Genomic DNA, 19,674 nt, shown 5'->3' with positions numbered 1-19,674 from the left:
AAACTTTCCCTGGTGCCCCTTTTATTCAAACCCGGCGTTTCAACTTTTCTGCAGCCACAAAAAAACCGCCCGAAGGCGGTCTTTTTGTGGCTTAACGGTGGACTAGACCGTCAAGCCGTATTGGCGTCCCCTAGGGGGTTCGAACCCCTGTTGCCGCCGTGAAAGGGCGGAGTCCTAGGCCACTAGACGAAGGGGACTAGAAATTGGTGGAGCCAGGCGGGATCGAACCGCCGACCTCAACACTGCCAGTGTTGCGCTCTCCCGGCTGAGCTATGGCCCCTCAACGGATGCGTATATTAAGGATCCGCCCTATGGGCGTCAACCGTCAAAACACACTTTTTTCCAGTTTTCTGAACATCCCTGTCAAAGCCGTATATTTCTTCACCAAAGCGGTTATTAAGCACCCAGTGCGGCGTACTCTTTCTCCACTCTCTTGGTTTCTTTCTTCGAAAAGCCACCCAGAACTTCCAGGGCGTGCCTCAGACGGGTGCGAGTCATGTCCGGGCCCAGGAGATCCATCGACTCCATGACCGACCAGGAATTGGGCGTTCCTGCGATGGCGACGAAGATCGAAAACATGAAATCGCCCATCTTCAACTCCATGGCCTTAGACAGCGACTTGATGTCGGCGAAGATATTATCCCTGCTCCAGTGCCTCTGGGCTTCCAGTTTCCAAAGGGTGAACTGGAGTACGCGCTTGATCTGCGCCTCCTCCAGCTTGTTGTGGGCAAAGTCCTCCGGTGTCAGGTTCAGCATGCCAGAGAACATGAACTGTGCCATCGGAGCGACATCGGAAAACACTTCCGCCCTGCCCTTGATATGCGGCACCAGAGCCTTCAGCGCATCCTCGTTAAACCACCACTGACGCATGCGCTCCATGAACTGCTCTTCGGTCAGCTCATCCCGCAACCACTGGCCATTAAGCCAGCGCAGTTTTTCTACATCGAAAACCGGGCCGCCCAGAGAAACGCGCTGGATATCGAAGTTCTCGATCATTTCGTCGAGGGTGAACTTCTCGCGCTCGTCCGGCATTGACCAGCCCATACGACCGAGGTAGTTGGTCACTGCTTCCGGCAGGAAACCCATGCGCTCATAGAAATTGATGCTGGTGGGGTTCTTGCGCTTGGACAGCTTGCTCTTGTCCGGGTTACGCAGCAGCGGCAGGTGGCAAAGCTCGGGCATGTCCCATCCGAAGTACTCGTACAGCAGCTTGTGCTTGGGTGCCGAGTTGATCCATTCCTCTCCACGAAGTACGTGGGTGATACCCATAACGTGATCATCGACCACGTTGGCGAGGTGATAGGTGGGCATACCATCGGATTTCAGCAGAATCTGGCAATCCACCTGGGCCCAGTCGATTTCAATAGTGCCGCGAAGCATGTCCTGTATTTCACAAACACCCTCGTCCGGCACTTTCATGCGGATGACGTGCGGATCCCCGGCATCAAGACGCCGCTTCACTTCTTCTTGCGGCAACTCCAGATCGCCCTTGATCCCCGGATTCATGCCCTGGGCTTTGCGCTCTTCGCGGATAGCTTCCAGCTCATCCGGGGTACGGAAACAATAGAAAGCATGCCCCGCTGTCACGAGGTCTTCGGCATACTGCTTATACGAGTCCTTGCGCTCTGACTGCCGGTAAGGACCATAGGGACCGCCAACGTCAGGACCTTCGTCCCAGTTCAGCCCCAGCCAGCGAAGCGCTTGCAGAATATCGCGCTCGGATTCTGCGGTGCTGCGTGCCTGGTCGGTGTCTTCGATACGCAGAATAAACTGCCCACCGTGCTGACGGGCAAAACAGAGATTGAACAGGGCCACGTAGGCGGTACCAACGTGTGGATCACCGGTGGGTGATGGAGCAATTCGGGTACGTACTGTCATGAAATCTTCCTGAAAGGTCGGTGGCCGTTTAATAAACCCGGCATTATACCGGCCTGATCACAATTTCGCATGATGGGTCTGCGGATCTGCCTGACCAGACAGCGACGATGCGACAGAAGGACTTTCCGAAACTGAACCAATAATGTAATATTATAACATTCCACCAAACGCATTGGATAATCCCGCACCATGCCTCGACTAAACACCATAAGCGCAACAGCCGCTCTCGCTCTTACCGTTCTGGTTTACTCCTCTGGAGTTTCGGCCGCCACCCAGGTCGTTACCTCCACCAAACCTCTGGAACTTCTTGTCCGGGCGGTTGCCGGGGAAGACGTGGAAATCACCACGCTGGTGCCCGCTGGCGCCAGCCCCCACACCTACAACATGCGACCTTCCCAGCGCAGGGCACTGGAAAATGCCGATGTTATTTTCTGGGTCGGCCCGGAAATGGAGAGTTTCCTGAGCCGGTTGCTTGCAGGCGAGGATTTCCATCAAAGAACCATCATGCTGATGCAGGACGGGGATGATCATCCTGAGGCGAATCACGGTCACCAGGAACATGCCAGCCACGACGATGACCTGCAAAGCGGGACACATGAAACCGCCGGGCACGACCATGGAGAGGGCGAGGATCCTCACATCTGGCTGGATCCATCACTCGCGCTTGAGATGGTCAGGACCGTCCATGGTGCTCTCGCCAATATGAAAGGCGCAAACACGCAGGCCCTCAACGAGAACCTGACCCGCTTCGAAGCCAACCTCGAAAAAACTGAAAGACAAGTCAGAGCCAAGCTGGAAACGGCAGTACACGACATCAGCCTGTTCGCGTATCACAGTGCGTTCACCCGTTTTGCCAGCCACTACGACTTGCCCCTTGAGGGCGTACTCACGCTAAACCCGGAATTGTCGCCGGGCGCGAGGCACATCTCGGAAGTTCAGGACAAACTGCATAAGGCCAACCACCCCTGTCTGCTGATAGAGCCACAGTTCAATAGACAGTGGTGGCGTTCGATAACCCGGGGCCTGGAGGTCACGTTCAGCACCTGGGATCCCCTGGCCACAGATATCCAGGTAACCGCAGACGGCTATAACGTGTTCCAACACAGCATTGCCGATGCGGTGCTCAAGTGCCTACCAGAGAATACCCAGCATTAAGGGAATAGAGGCCATCGCCAGCAGCGTCTGGCCACTGATGATTCCCGCCATCAGGGGGGCGTCGCCCCCCAGTTGCCGGGCGAGAATGTAGGCGGAAGTTGCCGTCGGCAGAGTCGCCAACAGTATTACTACCTGCACCAGCAAACCATCCAGCCCCAGCATCAGAGCCAGGCCCGCCGCCATCAACGGAAATGCGACGAGCTTGAGCACCGACGACACCAGAAACGGCATGGAAGCGCCACGCAGGGCTTTTAAATGGAGGCCCGCCCCTACCGTCATCAACCCCATCGGCAGGGCGAGGTTGCTAAGAGGTTCCAGAATACTGGCCACCAGGGGGTTAAAACCAATCTTGAAGAAGCTCCAGATAACGCCGATCACCGACCCCACAATCAACGGATTGGTAATAATGGCTTTCAGCACCGGGCCGACCCGCACCGAGTCCCGGGTTGCGACGAGGGAAAACATCAGGATGCACAACAGATTCAGCAACGGCACCATGATGGCCACCGCTATGGCGGTGAGGGATAAGCCGTCATCCCCGAGCAACATCCCAGCGGCCGCAAGACCAACATAAGAATTGAAGCGGATAGCACCCTGATAGACCGAGGAAAAGACTGGACCGCTCCAGCGCCAGAACCACTGGGCGACGGCTAAAACCAGGGTCATTGTTACCAACATCGAAGCAACAAGCAGGGCAATATCGCTGTACGCTGAAACCGGCAACCTTGCCTGACCAAGTTTGAACACGAGCATGGCGGGAAATAGAACGTAATAGGTAAAACGTTCCGCTCGAGGCCAGAAATCGCCTCCGGGGAAATCCCAACGACGAAAAATATGTCCCAGTACAATTAACGCAAAAACAGGCAACAAGGCCTGGATCATAACCGGCATAAAAGTTACTCCAGAACAACGACTTTGGTGGCTAACGGCCGGCACGCACAACCAGGCCACACCCCTATTCTGCTTGAACTGCAAACCAAAAGCATGAACGCTCTGACGACAGACCTTTCACCGAAATGAGCAGTGCCTTCACTAAATCCCCCGAAAACGAGGCGGACCAAAAAAGAACAAACCAAGACGCGCCGGCTGGCAAAGGCGATGTGCCAACCTGATGAGCCCCGGAATGGACTGAAGATGGTAAATGATATGTGCTCAGCCGCTGAGAACCGGCAGTTCGAGCTTCGCTTTCAGCCTATCATCGATCTCGCGACCGGACATGTCACCGAAGGCCTGCTGCTTGAAACCGGTTGTGATAACGGGCGGGGATACCTGTTTTCCCGCCCCCTGTCCGCCCCGGAGTTCGAAGACTTCCTTGGCGTGAACCTATAGCCGGTCCGGAAATTCGGCTTTAGGACGGCTTCGATAACCCCCTACGGTCAGAAAGCCTTGGATAAGGTATAATCGAGTCGGTAGCAATTTTTTCCCATTTGATCAGGCGGTCCATGTTCCAAGACGCAAACATACACTCCGGTATTCACTCCACTTCACCGATGAATGTTGCACCCAAAGAGCCTTCCAGGCGTTTTTGCGTCGCCCCGATGATGGACTGGACCACCAGTCATTACCGCTATCTGGCGCGCCAGCTGAGCCGGCACGCCCTGCTCTATACCGAGATGGTGACTACCGGCGCCCTGATTCATGGCGACACTGAGCGTTTCCTGAGGCACGATCCTGCGGAATATCCATTGGCGCTCCAACTCGGCGGCAGCGATGCGCGAGAGCTGGCCCATTGCTCCAAACTGGCTGAGCAGTTTGGCTTCAATGAAGTAAACCTCAACGTCGGCTGCCCCAGCGACAGAGTGCAAAACAACATGATCGGTGCATGCCTGATGGGCCACCCGGACAAGGTCGCAGAGGGTGTTCGGGCGATGATCGAGGCCACCAGCCTGCCGGTCACGGTAAAGCACCGGATCGGAATTGATGGCCGGGAGTCCTGGGATGAGTTGTGCGAATTCGTGGAGAAAGTTGCCTCTGCAGGGTGCCGGACCTTTATTGTGCATGCCCGCATTGCCGTCCTGGAAGGCCTTAGCCCGAAGGAAAACCGGGATGTGCCGCCGCTGAAGTACGACTGGGTGTATCGCCTGAAGGAGACCTACCCGGACCTTGAAATCATCATAAACGGCGGAATAAAGACGTTTGACGAGTGCCGGGAGCACCTGTCACGGACAGACGGTGTGATGCTGGGCCGGGAGGCCTATCACAACCCGTGGCTGCTGGCAGGAGTGGATGCCGAGTTCTTTGGCGCAGACACGCCTGTCACCACCCGTCACGAGGCGCTGCGGGCCATGTACCCCTTCATCCAGAGTGAGCTTGAGCGCGGCGTATATCTCAACCACATCTCCCGCCACCTGCTGGGCCTGTTCCACGGTGTTCCGGGAGGGCGCCAGTTCCGTCGTTATATCAGCGAAAATGCCCACAAATCCGGTGCAGGGCTGGAAGTCATTCAGACCGCACTCGAGAAGGTCAGGGAACCGGAAAGCCCCGCCATTGCGGAAGCTTAATCGCATCCAGACCTTTTGCTGTCTTGTTCCTGTCAGGGCAGCCCGTTATTGTAGTGGTAAAGCCCACATCCGGGAGTCGGATGCACCAATAACAGTTCAAACGGGACGACAGGACGAATGACCAACAAGCTTGACCAACTGAAAACTATGACCACCGTGGTGGCGGATACAGGCGATATTGACGCCATCGCAAAATGGCGACCGGAAGATGCGACCACCAACCCTTCCCTGCTGCTGAAAGCGGCTGCGTCTGAAGCTTATCGCCCAATGCTGGATAAAGCAGTAGCGGAAGCGCGTCGTTGCGGCGGATCAGACGCAGAACAGCTCACTATTGCAACGGACATGCTGGCCGTACTGGCAGGCCGTGAAATTCTCGGATTGATACCCGGTGTGGTTTCCACGGAAGTCGATGCCAGGCTTTCCTTTGATACGGAAAGAACCCTGGATCGTGCCCGCAGGCTGGTCGACTTCTACGACAGACAAGGCGTCGACACCAGCCGGGTTCTGATCAAGGTTGCTTCTACCTGGGAAGGTATCCGTGCCGCCGAGCAGCTCGAGAAGGAAGGCATTCGATGTAACCTGACTCTCCTGTTCTCGTTCATCCAGGCTGCTGCATGTGCGCAGGCCGGCGCCTTCCTTATTTCCCCCTTTGTTGGCCGAATTCTGGACTGGCACGTTGCCAATAGCGGCAAGGACAGTTTCGCTCCAGCCGAAGACCCTGGCGTCCTTTCGGTCTCCCGGATCTATAATTACTACAAGGTTAATGGCTACGACACCGTCGTTATGGGGGCCAGCTTCCGTAATACTGGCGAGATCGAGATGTTGGCGGGTTGCGACCGCCTGACCATCAGCCCCGCCCTTCTCCAGGAACTTCAGGACGATGAAGGGAACCTGACGCGGAAACTGTCAGCTGATAACGCCAATTCACCGGATCGTTTCGGCGACATCGACGAGAAGCTGTTCCGCTGGGAATCCAACGAAGACGCCATGGCCACCGAAAAACTGGCCGATGGTATTCGCCGCTTTACCGCAGACCAGATTGAGCTGGAACAGAGGGTACGGCAGATGGCAAAAGCCGCCTGAATTCATCGTTAACGGAGTGAAGTTGTCCGATCATGATTGAACGTCTGAAAAAGTTGTTTGCTGCCCCGGAGAGCGTGAAAACCGAACCGGATGCCCACCAGTTGGCCATCGCGGCCACGGCTCTCATGGTACAGCTGGCTCGTGTTGACCGGAACGAGGATGAGCGCGAACTTCAGGCCATCGTAGACTTTGCGGTCAAATCCCATCAGGTCACGCGGGAGGAGGCAGAGGACATTCTGCAGGATGCCCTGGATCATGCAGAGGACGCCACGTCGCTCTATGAATTCACCGGCCAGCTCAACGAACACCTCAACCAGCATTCCAAGCAGGCGCTTCTGGAGTGCATTTGGCGCGTCGCTTTCGCAGACGGGCGAATTGACAAGTACGAAGAACACCTGATTCGCCGCATGGCGGACCTGCTGCATCTTAATCATCGGGAATACATGCAGGCGCGGCACCGGGCAGAAAGTGCCGGTTAACACAAGGAGAAAACATGCTAGCCATTCTTCACCCCAACACGCCGCTGGAAAGTGATGCCTACCGCCAGACCATGCACTATCTGGAAAATCTGCCTGGCGTCTCGCTTCGGGTTCACGAAGTCCAGGGCACCAGCCAGCGGTTGACAGAGGTCTATCTGCTCGGCGACACCAAATCCCTCGACAAGGAAGAAATCGAAGCCTTGCCCGCAGTCGAACGCGCCATCCGCATATCGGATGACTACCGCATTCTTGGCCGCCACCGGGATGACCAACGGCAGAGTGGTTTTACCTACAACGGCGTGGAATTCAGTCAATCCAACCTGAATATTTTCGCAGGCCTGTGCGCGGTGGACGTGCCGGAGCATGTGGACATGATGATGCAAGCGCTGGAAGACAACGGAGAAGTCTGCACCCGGATGGGCGCTTACAAGCCCAGGACTAACCCCTACTCCTTTCAGGGACATGGCAAGGGGTGCCTGCCCTGGGTATTTGAGAAGGCCGGCAAACATGGCATCAAAGTAATCGCCATGGAGATCACCCATGAGAGCCATATTGAGGAAATCGATACCTGCCTCGAGAAGCTCGGCCGCCCCACCGGCGTTATGCTCCAGGTAGGCACCCGGAATACCCAGAACTTCGAACTGCTGAAATCCATCGGTCGCCAGAGTACTTACCCGGTGCTTTTGAAGCGAGGGTTCGGGATCACCCTGAATGAATCACTAAATGCTGCCGAGTACCTCGCCAGTGAAGGCAATGCCAACGTGATCTTCTGTCTCAGGGGTATGAAAACCGATGCCGGACAGCCACACCGTAACATGGTTGATTTCGCCCACGTCCCGGTGGTGAAACGACTGACCCGAATGCCTGTATGCGTGGATCCCTCCCATTCCGTGGGAAGCCGTGACCGGTCTCCTGATGGCATCCTGGATGTCATGCATGCCACAGCTCAGGGTGCTATTGCCGGTGCCAACATGGTGCTGGTGGACTTCCACCCGAAACCGGAAAAAGCTCTGGTTGACGGGCCTCAGGCGCTGCTGATGAATGAGCTTCCGGCTTACCTTGAAGATATCCGGCTCTGCCATGATACCTGGAAGAAGCGCCAGGCCATTTACCAACGCCTTAAAGGTGAAGCAGTCGAATGATTGTCTACGGACACAGAGGGGCCAAGGGAGAAGCCCCTGAAAATACCCTGCCCGGTTTTGTCCATGCCTACCGGCACGGCATTCGCCACTTTGAGCTCGATCTGGTGTTATCGAAGGACGGCACGCCGGTGATGGTTCATGACCTGACCGTGGATCGTACCACCAGCCAGAAAGGTAGTGTGGGCAACTACACCGCTACTGAACTGGCTGAGATGGACGCCAGGCACAATACCAGTTCCTGGCCCCGGAAGATCGGAATCCCGACTCTGGAGGACCTGCTTGACCAGTTTGATGACCTCGAGCACCTCCAGCTTGAGGTAAAAAAAGACAGCCGCCAGCGCCTGAACATTCTGTGTAACCGGCTAACCGAGATTATTCAGCGCCGCGATCTCTACCAGAAGGCCGCAATTACATCCTCGGACACCTGGTTCCTCAAGCAAATCCGTCGCAGGAACAAAAACATCCGAATCGGGTTTGTGGCTGAACGAAAATTCCCCCGGCCACTGAATCTTGCAACCCGGCTGGGGTGTGACTACCTCTGTATAAACTGGAAACTGTGCTCAAAAGGGATGGTGGAACAGGCCCATCGCCGCGGCCTGCATGTATCAACCTGGACGGTCAACCGCATCCACGACATGCTGCAACTGGAAGAGGCGGGCGTGGACAGCATCATCACAGACTACCCGACCAGTACCCGCATGTTCTTCGATAACCGGTCGAGAGCCCTGCTGTCGCTGCCTAATACCCCGAGGAGTGCGGCATCGGACAACAACACTCTGCCCAGGACAGGCTGATACCGGATCAGAAGATCCGGTTCAGGCCGTTGAGTGCGGCAACCCGGTAGGCTTCCGCCATGGTAGGGTAGTTGAAGGTTGTATTGATGAAGTAGTTCAGGGAGTTGGCTTCGCCTTCCTGATTCATGATGGCCTGGCCGATGTGTACGATCTCAGCTGCCTGGTCACCGAAACAGTGGATCCCCAGAATCTGGCGACTCTCCCGGTGGAACAGGATCTTGAGCATGCCCACAGCCTCTCCTGTAATCTGGGCTCGGGCCAGATCCTTGAAGAACGCCTGACCCACTTCATAAGGCACCTTGGCCTCAGTCAGTTCCCGCTCGGTTTTGCCAACCGAACTGATTTCCGGAATCGTGTAGATACCGGTGGGGACATCAGACACAAAGCGGAAGTACTCATCCTGCACAATATCGGAAGAAGCTGAGCGCCCCTGGTCGTATGCAGCGCTGGCAAGACTTGGCCAGCCGATGACATCGCCTGCCGCATAAATGTTTTCGACTTCGGTTCGATAATGCTCGTCCACCGCTAGCTGGCCGCGGCCATTAGGTGTCAGGCCAACGTTTTCAAGACCCAGACTCTCGGTGTTGCCGCTACGGCCGTTACACCACAGGAAGGCATCTGCCCGGATTTTCTTCCCTGATTGGAGGGACAACACCACCCCGTGGTCGTCACCGTCCACAGACTCGTACTGCTCGTTATGGCGCACAAGCACACCATTGTTCCGCAGATGGTAGCTCAGGGCATCCGAAATCTCGTCATCCAGGAAGGAGAGCAGACGGCTACCCGGGTTGATCAGATCCACCTTTACACCCAGCCCCGCAAAGATTGAGGCGTATTCGGAGCCGATTACGCCGGCACCATAGATCACCAGTGTGCGAGGGGTGTGTGACAGATTCAGGATGGTATCCGAGTTATAAATCCGGTGATGGCGGAAATCCACATCAGGCGGCAGGTAGGGGCGGGAACCTGTGGCAACGATCACCTGCTTGAAGTGAAGGGTTTCAATAGACTTGTTACCACGAACTTCCAAACGATTAGTATCAATGAACGATGCCCGACCATTGATCAGATCTACCCGATTACGGGAGTAGAACTGCGTCCTCAGCTTCACCTGCTTACCAATCACTTTCTGCGCGTTCTGCAGAACCCGGGGGAATGAAAACCAACGGGGCTCACCTATATCACGGAACATCTGATTGGTATTGAAGGTGATGATCTGTTTGACGGAGTGACGCAAGGCCTTGGAAGGAATGGTACCCCAGTGGGTACAGTTGCCCCCGACGGTGGGCTTGTCTTCGATGATAGCGACACGTTTACCGTGCTTCGTCGCATTCATCGCCGCACCTTCACCGGAAGGCCCAGCGCCGATAACGACGACGTCGTAATGATGCTCTGCCATGCGCGCAGTAACTCCTTATCTACGTCGTGGAAATGTGGTTGTAACTATCAAATCTGTTTTAGGCCTTGTCGACATTGGAGGCATCGTAGGCCAGTGCCTCCGCCTGTTTTCCATCGTCAGCAACGCGCTGATTCTCCTCCTCGCACTTCTGGGTGTTGCCACCGCAGATGTCGCAGGAGGAACTGACACCCAGGGCGCCGATGCCACCGCAAGTACCACTGATTGGTTTGCGACCCAAAATCACACCAATGGACATGCCCGCTACGAGCAGAACCACAATAACTAAAACCAAAAGAAAGGTACCCATATTGCCCTCCTCTCACTGAGTAACGTAGGACGAAAATGCGGGTGTCTGGTGCGTCTCAAACCCGTTTTCGGTCCGGATAATAAAATAGGCCGGGATATTCTGCCTGGTGGCAAGCACTTCGGCTTGTTCGTAACCCATGACATTGAAACCGGTAGCCAATGCGTCCGCTGTTTTGCAGTCATCAGCAATCACGGTCACTGAAGCCAGATTGTGTGCAATCGGTTTTCCCGTCGCCGGGTCAATTGTATGAGAATATCGGTGGCCTTCCGATTCGTAATAGTTACGATAATCTCCAGACGTCGCCATGGCTCGATCCTGCAGCACAACGACGCGATTGACCTGCCTCGCCGCGGAAACCGGTTGCTCAATGGCCAGTCGCCAAGCGTTCCCGTCCGGCTTCTGGCCGTTTACCCGGACTTCACCCCCTATTTCTACAAGGTAATGGTGGACGCCTTCACTTTCGAGGTAACGGGCTACAACGTCAACCCCGTACCCCTTGGCTATTGCCGAAAGATCAATGTACTGGGGCACATCACTACGAATGCTGGGCGGATCCGCCCGTAACTCCAGTTTGTCATGGCCGGTTTTTGCGAGAAGCCCGGCAAGCACATCATCAGAGGGTGCTTTCTCAGGGCGGGCTTTGGGGCCAAACCCCCAAAGGTTCACGACAGGGCCAATGGTTACATCAAACGCGCCGCCAGTCAGTTCTGAGACCTCCTCAGCGGTTTTCATAACCTCATAAAGGGGCTCGGAAAGAGAGATCCACTCGGACTGATCCGCTTTTGAGTTCAACTGTGACAGTTCAGAATCTTCCCGCCAGGTGGACATTGCCGCATCCACCTTCTTCAGCTCGGCGTCAATGCCTGCTGCAAGATTCTCCAGTCGGGTCTGGTCATCCGTCAATACCACATTGATGTGATAAGTGGTGCCAAACATCGGCCCTGATATTTCCCAGACCTTTTCTTCAGGCTGAAACGAACAACCCGCCAGGGCAGCAATCGTCAGCGCCATAACGACGCTGACCAAAGCCACCCTGACGGGCCGTGTAATGCTGGATGTCATTTGAGTTCATTAACCCCCGAAATCATCCAGCATAATATTTTCATCCTCAACACCCAGATCCTTGAGCATCTTGATGCAGGATGCGTTCATGATGGGGGGCCCACACATGTAGTATTCACAGTCTTCAGGAGCCGGATGGTCCTTCAGATAGTTTTCATACAGCACGTTATGGATAAAGCCCGTCGGACCTTTCCAGTTGTCTTCGGGCAACGCGTCAGACAGGGCAACATGCCACTCGAAATTGTCGTTCTCATCCTGCAGCATGTCGAAGTCTTCCACGTAGAACATCTCGCGGACACTTCGTGCGCCATACCAGAAGCTGATCTTGCGCTTGGAGTTAAGGCGTTTAAGCTGGTCGAAGATATGTGAACGCATGGGCGCCATGCCGGCACCACCGCCGATGAACACCATTTCGGCATCGGTCTTCTTGGCGAAGAACTCACCGAATGGCCCCATCACAGTCACTTTATCGCCCGGCTTCAGATCGAACACGTAGCTCGACATGATGCCAGGGTTATGATCGGTACCCGGAGGCGGCGTAGCAATACGGATGTTAAATTTAAGAACACCCTTCTCTTCCGGGTAGTTCGCCATGGAATAGGCCCGGATGGTTTCTTCCTTGTTTACCGCCTTGTAACGCCAGATGTTGTGCTTGTCCCAGTCTTCGTGGAACTCTTCCTCGATGTTGAAATCTTTGAAGTCGATCTCATAGGGAGGGCACTCCAACTGCACGTAACCGCCAGCGCGGAAATCAACTTCTTCGCCTTCCGGCAGCTTCAGCACCAACTCCTTGATGAAGGTGGCAACGTTATGGTTGGAAATAACCTCACACTCCCACTTCTTGACGCCAAAGAACTCTTCCGGCACTTCCACCTTCATGTCCTGCTTGACAGGGACCTGGCAGGACAGGCGCCAGCCTTCTTTCTCTTCACGGTTAGTAAAGTGAGTCTTTTCCGTCGGCAACATCGCACCGCCGCCTTCCAGAACCTTGCACTTACACTGGGCGCAGGTACCACCACCGCCACAGGCAGAAGACAGGAAGATGCCGTTATTCGCAAGAGTCCCAAGCAGCTTGCCGCCTGCTTCGGTCTTCATGGTGTGTTCAGGGTCATCGTTGATCTCAATGGTCACATCACCGGTGCTTACCAGCCTGGAGCGGGCCGCAAGAATCACTGCGACCAGAGCCAGAACGATAACGGTGAACATGACCACGCCGAGAATAATTTCTGTATTCATGGTCTCGCCTTTTCGTTAAACCGAATCACCGGGTGGTTTACAGTGAAATACCTGAGAAGGACATGAAGCCAAGGGACATCAGACCAACGGTAATGAAGGTAATGCCCAGACCACGCAGGCCTTCCGGAACATCACTGTACTTGAGCTTCTCGCGGATACCCGCCAGCGCGATAATCGCCAGGGCCCAGCCGAGGCCGGCACCAAAGCCATACACCACACTCTCGCCAAAGGTGTAATCACGCTCCACCATGAACAGCGAGGCACCAAGAATGGCGCAGTTCACTGTAATCAGTGGCAGGAATACACCCAGAGCGGCGTAGAGCGCCGGGATATACTTGTCCAGAACCATCTCCATGATCTGGACAATCGCCGCGATTACACCAATATACGTAAGCAATCCGAGAAAGCTCAGATCCACATTCGGCAGACCGGCCCATTCCAGCGCTCCCTCGCGGAGAATGCTGTTATAAAGCAGGTTGTTAACCGGCACGGTGACGGTCAGCACAACCACAACGGCGATACCAAGACCTGTCGCCGCCTCGATCTTCTTGGAAATGGCCAGGAAGGTGCACATGCCCAGGAAGAACGCCAGCGCCATGTTTTCAACGAAAACGGCCTTAAGAATCAGGCTGATATAATGTTCCATCAGAAGGCCTCCTTGGCGACGTGGCGGGACATCTTGTAATCCGCGTCCTCAACCTGCTCCGGCTTCCAGGTCCGCAGACCCCAGATCGCCAGGCCGATAATAAAGAAAGCGCTCGGCGGCAGCAGTAGCAGACCATTCGGAATGTACCAGCCACCTTCGTTCACCACCGGCATCAGTGAGACCCCGAACAGGGAACCGGCACCAAGCAGTTCACGGAAGAATGCCACGAAAATCAGAAGCACCGAGTAGCCAAGGCCGTTACCAACGCCGTCCAGGAAGCTCAGCCAGGGGCCATTCTTCATGGCAAAGCCTTCCGCACGGCCCATGACGATACAGTTGGTGATAATCAGACCAACGAATACCGACAGCTGCTTGGAAATCTCGTAGGCATAGGCCTTGAGCACCTGGTCGACCACGATAACGAGAGACGCGATAATGGTCATCTGAACGATGATCCGGATGCTGCCCGGAATCTGAGTCCGAACCAGAGACACCGCAAGGTTGGAAAATGCGGTAACGGCAATAACCGCCATGCACATAACCAATGTTACGTTCATGCTGGTAGTTACCGCCAGCGCCGAACAGATACCAAGAATCTGCAGGGCGATCGGGTTATTGCTGAAGATCGGTTCGAAGAGAACCTGTTTGGCTGATGCATCTGCCATGATCAGACCTCCCCTTCACGAAGTTTTTGCAGGAAGGACGCGTATCCGCGATCGCCCATCCAGTAGTTAACCAATTGCTGAACACCACGGCTTGTCAGGGTCGCGCCAGAAAGAGCATCAACCTTGTGCTTTTTATTCTTGGCGTCGGCACCTACACCGCCTTTCACCAGCTGGACTTTTGGCTCGGTACGATCCTGATCGTATACCTCCTTGCCAACCCACTGCTTCTTCCAGCGCGGGTTATCGACTTCGCCGCCCAGCCCTGGAGTCTCGGCATGGGCATAGAAACCCAGACCTTCGACGGTGTTCAGGTCGCCCTCAAGCGAAATAAAGCCGTAAAGTGTAGACCAGAGCCCATAACCATGGATCGGCAGCACGACTCGTGTGACAGTACCGTTTTCGCTCATGGTATAGACCTTGGCAACATTTGGCCGACGCTTAATACCTGCTTTGTCTTCCGAGGCCGGTATGTTCGTCGACATCGCCGGGTCAGAGGCCGCCTTGTACATGTCGTACTTCATGGGATCCTGAACGCCTACGGATGACGGTTCGACGAACTCACCGGTATCCAAATCTACCAGTCGAACGTCAAAACGCTCAAAGGCGTCTTCAATCTCCTGAGCACTGGCGCCGGACTTCAGCATGCCAGCAGACGACAGAATGTTGGTTTTGATATCGAGATTCTGGTTCTTGATCTGAGCCGGGCGAAGCATCACCGCCGCGGTGGAGACCACCACAGAGAATGCAATGCTCAGCACCAGCGCAACAACCAGCGTGCGGGAGACAGTTTCTTTAGCTTTAGCCACGAGCAAGCCTCCGTTTGATGTTGGCCTGAACCACATAATGGTCCATCAGCGGCGCGAACAGGTTAGCGAACAGGATGGCCAACATGATGCCCTCGGGGAAAGCCGGGTTGATCACTCGGATCAAAATGGTCATCACACCCACAAGAATACCAAAACACCAGCGGCCCGTATTGGTCATCGCGGCGGACACCGGGTCCGTTGCCATAAACATCATACCGAAAGCAAAGCCGCCCATGACCAGATGCCAGTGCGCCGGGATGGCGAACATCGGGTTGGTCTCGGAGCCGGCAATGTTCAGCAGAAGAGACATACCGATCATGCCGATCAACACGCCGCCCACAATTCGGTAATTGGCGATCTTCATGATCAGCAAGATAATGCCGCCAATCAGAACGGCCAATGTCGAGGTCTCACCCATGGAGCCCTGAATAGTGCCCATGAATGCATTCATCCATCCGATCTGCTCTTTCAGGGCGTCAAGGCCACCGCTGGCTGCCCAGCTCAAGGCCGTTGCACCACTGAAGCCGTCAACAGCTGTCCAGACGGTGTCACCGGAAATCTGCGCCGGGTAGGCGAAATACAGGAACGCACGACCGGTCAGGGCCGGGTTCAGGAAGTTTTTGCCGGTACCACCAAAAACCTCTTTACCGATAACCACACCGAAGGTGATACCCAGAGCCACCTGCCACAAGGGGATGGTGGGCGGGCAAATCAGCGCAAACAGCACGGACGTCACGAAGAAACCTTCGTTAACCTCATGACGGCGCACAGTGGCGAACATCACTTCCCAGAAACCACCCACTACGAAAGTGACGAAGTAAATGGGCACGAAGTACGCCAAACCGTAAACGAAATTGTCCCATACGCCGGCTCCGGCCCCTGTTACCGCCAGGGCCTGGATGAAGGCAGTGCGCAGGCCACCATCTGCAACCATGGCATCGGGGTTTGATGCCAGGAAGCTGTTGGCCTGAAAACCGATATTCCACATACCGAAGAACATCGCAGGGAAGGTACACATCCAGACCGTGATCATGATCCGCTTCAGGTCAACGCCGTCGCGCACATGGGCCGTGGTGGAAGTTACCTTGCCAGGTGTGTAGAAAATGGTATCGACGGCCTCGTAGAGGGCATACCACCGCTCGTACTTGCCACCTTTTTCAAAATGATGCTCGATTCCATCGAGAAACTGTCTGATAGCCATCGTATTAGCCCTCGATCTCGATTCGGGTCAGGTTCTCGCGGAGAATCGGACCATATTCATATTTACCCGGGCACACGAAGGTACAGAGCGCCAGATCTTCTTCATCCAGTTCCAGCGCGCCCAGCTTCTGTGCCATTTCGGTATCGCCAACAATCAGCGAACGCAGCAGCTGAGTAGGCAGGATATCCAGAGGCATGATCTGCTCGTAGGCACCAACCGGAACCATGGCACGCTCACTACCGTTAGTGGTAGTCGTGAAATTGAACAGTTTGCTACCTGCCAGCTTGGACAGATAAATGTTCAGCACGGAGAACCTGTTGGGGCCCGGCGACAGCCAGCCCATAAATTCGCGTTTGGTGCCTTCTTCCAGAACCGATATCTGATTGGCGAACCGGCCAAGATAGGCACACGGGCCATCACCACGACGACCACCGAATACCGAACCGGAAATCGCACGAACGTCGCAATCTGTGGCAACTTCGCCGTCCAGAAGCTCAGGCAGGCTGGCGCCCATGCGGGTGCGAACCAGGCGTGGTTTTTGAGCTTTGGGACCACCGATAGCCACGATGCGCTCGACCGGCACTTCGCCGGTTTCGAACAGCTTGGCAATATCGATGACGTCCTGATAGTTGATGGACCAGACGACCTTACCACCAGAAACAGGATCCAGGTGGTGGATATGGGTACCGACATTACCGGCCGGATGCACACCCTCGAACTGGTGGACCTCAATGTTGTCTGCCTTGGGAACCGCAACATTGGAGCCGGGTTTGCCAGTCACGAAGACCTTGCCCGACGTCAGGGTGGAGAGAATGGTCAGGCCTTTCTCGAAAGCCTGGCTGTTCTCGCCAATGATGACAGTAGGGTCCGCCGCCAGCGGATTGGTATCCATGACAGAAACAAAAATGGAGTGGGGAGCAGTGTCAATAGCGGGAACTTTGCTGTAGGGGCGGGTCTTGAACGCCGTCCACAGACCGGATTCTACCAGGTTATCCACTACCTGCTGGCGTTCCAGGCCGGCAAGATCTGCGTCGTTGTATCGGGCAAAGGTCTCAGCATCATCGCCATCGATTTCGATAACGACCGACTGAAACACACGACGCTCACCACGATTGATTTCTTTCACCACGCCAGCGGCGGGTGAGGTATAACGAACGCCTTCGGTCTTCTTGTCCGTGAACAGCAGCGTGCCGCGCTTGACACGGTCCCCTTCTTTCACAGCCATCGTCGGCTTCATGCCGATATAGTCAAAACCGATCAACGCCACATGGCGAACGGGTTTGCCGTCAGTAATGGTCTGTTCGGGAGCGCCGCTGATGGGAAGATCCAGGCCTTTTTTGATCTTGATCATTAGCCTCATCCAGTCATCAGAAACTATTCTATGGATTTGTAACATCCGGCCCCTTCGACCCAGTTTTCCTCTCCGGCTTGCACCAGATGGAAGCCCCCCAAGAAGCGGAAACGGTCACCACTCAGAATGCAGCCCGCCTTTCGACGCAGGAAAAGATGAGAAACTGGGTGCCAGACATACCCAAAATCGCGCCAATTATAGTGATTAAGGAAGCCTATTTCCACCAGAAACCGGAACCGGTTTGCGCACGGACGTAAACCTCACAGATCACACTCTCATAAAACAAAAAACCCCGGCAACATCCGTTGCCGGGGTTTTCACAGACGTTAAGCGCTAACTAGCGCGCTTTTCCATCAGTCCCGTGCACGTTTCGGGAAGATTGGATAGGTAACGCCCGCCATCTGGCTCACCACACGGACGACCTGAGCACTGTAGCCAAACTCGTTGTCGTACCATACATAAAGAATCAGACGCTTACCGCTGGCAATGGTTGCCTGAGCATCAACGATCCCAGCATGACGGGAACCGACGAAATCTGTGGACACCACTTCCGGAGAGCTCACGAAGTCGATCTGCTTCTGAAGCTCAGAGTGCAGCGCCATGTCGCGCAGGTATTCGTTTACACCATCAACATCGACATCTTTTTCGAGATTCAGGTTGAGGATAGCCATGGAAACATTCGGAGTCGGTACCCGAATTGCGTTGCCGGTCAGCTTACCCTTCAACTCCGGTAGCGCCTTGGCGACCGCCTTGGCAGCACCCGTCTCGGTGATCACCATATTAAGGGCCGCACTGCGACCGCGACGGCTGCCCTTGTGGTAGTTATCAATCAGGTTCTGGTCATTGGTGTAGGAATGAACCGTTTCAACGTGACCATCCTCTATGCCGTACTCATCCCCAATCGCTTTCAGGACCGGTGTGATGGCGTTGGTGGTACAGGAAGCTGCAGACAGGATCTTGTCGTCACCGGTAATCCAGTCGTTATTGATGCCATAAACGATATTCTTGATGTCACCCTTACCCGGGGCAGTCAGGATCACGCGGCTAACGCCCTTTGACTTGAGGTGCAGCCCCAGACCAGCCTCATCACGCCACTTACCCGTGTTATCGATAACAATGGCATTGTTGATACCGTATTCAGTGTAATCGACCTTGTCCGGACCATCCGAATAGATGACCTTGATGTAGTTGCCGTTGGCAATCAGGGCCGACTCTTCTTCGTTGACGGAAATCGTGCCATCGAAAGGACCGTGCACAGAGTCGCGGCGCAACAGGCTGGCACGCTTTTCCAGATCACTGTCCGCACCGCCGTCGCGTACTACGATGGCCCGCAAACGCAAGTTGTTACCCCCACCCGCTTTTTCGATCAGAATGCGGGCCAGAAGACGACCAATGCGGCCAAAGCCATACAGCACAACGTCCTTGGTATCGTTGTGGGCATCCTCTTCGGACTGGGCTGTATACTGACCCACGACCGGGCCGATTTCACGCTTCAGAAATTCAATCAGGTCACCGCCCTCTTCCTTGAATTTCACAGCCAGCTTACCGATGTCGACGTGGGCGCGACCCAGCTCAAGCGTATCCATTGCCTGGAGAATCGGCAGGGTGTCATGAACAGACAGCTCGCTATCTTCGACCTGGCGAACAAAGCGGTGGGCACGGATAATGTCAATCACGGACTGATTGATGATGGCGCGACCGTAAACGGAAGTTACCACGTTGTTCTTGCGATAGAGACGGCCAATCAGCGGAATCATGGTTTCCGCGGTGGATTCTCTTTCAGTCCAGTTAGACAGGTGCTGATTGATCTGTTCGTGACTCACGGTTGGAACCTCTGTATAGCACTGGGGAGAAATTTGGGCGCACATTATCCAACTTAAACAGCCTGACAGCAAATACAGAATAACCCTACCTTCGTAGACACCTCTTTTTTAATCTTGCGGGAAAGCGGCGAACGGAAACCTGTTAC

19 protein-coding genes and 2 tRNA genes are annotated in these 19,674 nt (G+C 55.0%); 7 read left to right on the top strand and 14 right to left on the bottom strand.

The window, feature by feature from the left end; genetic code table 11:
* Nucleotides 1-121: 121 nt before the first annotated feature.
* The 3 genes from KFJ24_RS03860 to gltX form a co-directional block, all read right to left on the bottom strand.
* Nucleotides 122-197 (bottom strand) — tRNA-Glu (locus tag KFJ24_RS03860).
* Nucleotides 198-204: 7 nt separating this feature from the next.
* Nucleotides 205-280, bottom strand: a tRNA-Ala gene (locus KFJ24_RS03855).
* A gap of 116 nt (nucleotides 281-396) precedes the next feature.
* A complete protein-coding gene (gltX, locus tag KFJ24_RS03850) occupies nucleotides 397-1,878 on the bottom strand; it encodes a glutamate--tRNA ligase (RefSeq protein ID WP_250829765.1) in 1,482 nt (493 codons plus the stop codon).
* 189 nt (nucleotides 1,879-2,067) lie between these two features.
* Between gltX and KFJ24_RS03845 the strand changes: the two genes are divergently transcribed.
* Nucleotides 2,068-3,033: a zinc ABC transporter substrate-binding protein gene (locus tag KFJ24_RS03845; RefSeq protein ID WP_250829764.1), complete on the top strand. Its 966-nt coding sequence runs from the start codon at nucleotides 2,068-2,070 to the stop codon at nucleotides 3,031-3,033.
* Here KFJ24_RS03845 and KFJ24_RS03840 read toward each other — a convergent pair.
* A complete protein-coding gene (locus KFJ24_RS03840; protein WP_250829763.1) occupies nucleotides 3,010-3,924 on the bottom strand; it encodes an AEC family transporter in 915 nt (304 codons plus the stop codon). The genes KFJ24_RS03845 and KFJ24_RS03840 overlap by 24 nt on opposite strands.
* A 255-nt stretch (nucleotides 3,925-4,179) precedes the next feature.
* On the opposite strand from KFJ24_RS03840, the gene KFJ24_RS03835 reads away from it, so the two are divergent.
* The 6 genes from KFJ24_RS03835 to KFJ24_RS03810 all read left to right on the top strand — a co-directional run bounded on the left by KFJ24_RS03835 (nucleotide 4,180) and on the right by KFJ24_RS03810 (nucleotide 9,032).
* Entirely contained in the window at nucleotides 4,180-4,362 is a 183-nt protein-coding gene (locus KFJ24_RS03835) for a hypothetical protein (protein ID WP_250829762.1), read from the top strand.
* 113 nt (nucleotides 4,363-4,475) lie between these two features.
* Nucleotides 4,476-5,534: a tRNA dihydrouridine(20/20a) synthase DusA gene (dusA, locus tag KFJ24_RS03830; RefSeq protein ID WP_434967996.1), complete on the top strand. Its 1,059-nt coding sequence runs from the start codon at nucleotides 4,476-4,478 to the stop codon at nucleotides 5,532-5,534.
* 117 nt (nucleotides 5,535-5,651) lie between these two features.
* Entirely contained in the window at nucleotides 5,652-6,617 is a 966-nt protein-coding gene (gene tal, locus KFJ24_RS03825) for a transaldolase (RefSeq protein WP_250829761.1), read from the top strand.
* A gap of 32 nt (nucleotides 6,618-6,649) precedes the next feature.
* Nucleotides 6,650-7,096, top strand: coding sequence for a TerB family tellurite resistance protein (locus tag KFJ24_RS03820; RefSeq protein WP_250829760.1), 447 nt, complete (start codon nucleotides 6,650-6,652; stop codon nucleotides 7,094-7,096).
* Between the two features lie 14 nt (nucleotides 7,097-7,110).
* Nucleotides 7,111-8,238: a 3-deoxy-7-phosphoheptulonate synthase gene (locus KFJ24_RS03815; protein ID WP_250829759.1), complete on the top strand. Its 1,128-nt coding sequence runs from the start codon at nucleotides 7,111-7,113 to the stop codon at nucleotides 8,236-8,238.
* The gene (locus tag KFJ24_RS03810; RefSeq protein ID WP_250829758.1) at nucleotides 8,235-9,032 is read left to right on the top strand and encodes a glycerophosphodiester phosphodiesterase; all 798 of its coding nucleotides are present in this window, start codon (nucleotides 8,235-8,237) and stop codon (nucleotides 9,030-9,032) included. Before KFJ24_RS03815 ends, KFJ24_RS03810 begins: the two co-directional genes overlap by 4 nt.
* A 7-nt stretch (nucleotides 9,033-9,039) precedes the next feature.
* On the opposite strand, the gene sthA is transcribed toward KFJ24_RS03810, so the two are convergent.
* The 10 genes from sthA to KFJ24_RS03760 all read right to left on the bottom strand — a co-directional run bounded on the left by sthA (nucleotide 9,040) and on the right by KFJ24_RS03760 (nucleotide 19,573).
* Nucleotides 9,040-10,431 (bottom strand): Si-specific NAD(P)(+) transhydrogenase, encoded by a 1,392-nt coding sequence (gene sthA, locus KFJ24_RS03805; RefSeq protein ID WP_250829757.1) that lies wholly within the window; start codon nucleotides 10,429-10,431, stop codon nucleotides 9,040-9,042.
* Nucleotides 10,432-10,489: 58 nt separating this feature from the next.
* Nucleotides 10,490-10,738: a (Na+)-NQR maturation NqrM gene (gene nqrM, locus KFJ24_RS03800; RefSeq protein ID WP_250829756.1), complete on the bottom strand. Its 249-nt coding sequence runs from the start codon at nucleotides 10,736-10,738 to the stop codon at nucleotides 10,490-10,492.
* A 12-nt stretch (nucleotides 10,739-10,750) separates the two neighbouring features.
* Nucleotides 10,751-11,800: an FAD:protein FMN transferase gene (locus KFJ24_RS03795; protein WP_250829755.1), complete on the bottom strand. Its 1,050-nt coding sequence runs from the start codon at nucleotides 11,798-11,800 to the stop codon at nucleotides 10,751-10,753.
* A gap of 9 nt (nucleotides 11,801-11,809) precedes the next feature.
* Nucleotides 11,810-13,036 carry an NADH:ubiquinone reductase (Na(+)-transporting) subunit F gene (nqrF, locus tag KFJ24_RS03790; RefSeq protein ID WP_250829754.1) on the bottom strand — a complete coding sequence of 409 codons (1,227 nt, stop codon included), beginning with the start codon at nucleotides 13,034-13,036 and terminating at the stop codon, nucleotides 11,810-11,812.
* A gap of 37 nt (nucleotides 13,037-13,073) precedes the next feature.
* A complete protein-coding gene (gene nqrE, locus KFJ24_RS03785; protein WP_250829753.1) occupies nucleotides 13,074-13,682 on the bottom strand; it encodes an NADH:ubiquinone reductase (Na(+)-transporting) subunit E in 609 nt (202 codons plus the stop codon).
* Nucleotides 13,682-14,347, bottom strand: coding sequence for an NADH:ubiquinone reductase (Na(+)-transporting) subunit D (locus tag KFJ24_RS03780; RefSeq protein WP_250829752.1), 666 nt, complete (start codon nucleotides 14,345-14,347; stop codon nucleotides 13,682-13,684). The genes nqrE and KFJ24_RS03780 overlap by 1 nt, the downstream gene beginning before the upstream one ends.
* A gap of 2 nt (nucleotides 14,348-14,349) precedes the next feature.
* The gene (locus tag KFJ24_RS03775) at nucleotides 14,350-15,153 is read right to left on the bottom strand and encodes a Na(+)-translocating NADH-quinone reductase subunit C (protein ID WP_250829751.1); all 804 of its coding nucleotides are present in this window, start codon (nucleotides 15,151-15,153) and stop codon (nucleotides 14,350-14,352) included.
* Nucleotides 15,146-16,354, bottom strand: a complete 1,209-nt coding sequence (locus KFJ24_RS03770; RefSeq protein ID WP_250829750.1) for an NADH:ubiquinone reductase (Na(+)-transporting) subunit B — start codon at nucleotides 16,352-16,354, stop codon at nucleotides 15,146-15,148. The genes KFJ24_RS03775 and KFJ24_RS03770 overlap by 8 nt, the downstream gene beginning before the upstream one ends.
* A gap of 4 nt (nucleotides 16,355-16,358) precedes the next feature.
* On the bottom strand, nucleotides 16,359-17,705 hold the full coding sequence (locus tag KFJ24_RS03765; RefSeq protein ID WP_250829749.1) for a Na(+)-translocating NADH-quinone reductase subunit A: 1,347 nt from the start codon (nucleotides 17,703-17,705) through the stop codon (nucleotides 16,359-16,361).
* 353 nt (nucleotides 17,706-18,058) lie between these two features.
* Nucleotides 18,059-19,573 (bottom strand): glyceraldehyde-3-phosphate dehydrogenase, encoded by a 1,515-nt coding sequence (locus tag KFJ24_RS03760; RefSeq protein WP_250829748.1) that lies wholly within the window; start codon nucleotides 19,571-19,573, stop codon nucleotides 18,059-18,061.
* Nucleotides 19,574-19,674: the final 101 nt, after the last annotated feature.

Origin of the sequence: Marinobacter sediminum (assembly GCF_023657445.1) — a bacterium.
Lineage (GTDB): Bacteria > Pseudomonadota > Gammaproteobacteria > Pseudomonadales > Oleiphilaceae > Marinobacter > Marinobacter sediminum_A.
Note: the sequence above shows the minus strand (reverse complement) of the source record. Positions and strands in the feature narration are given on the sequence as shown.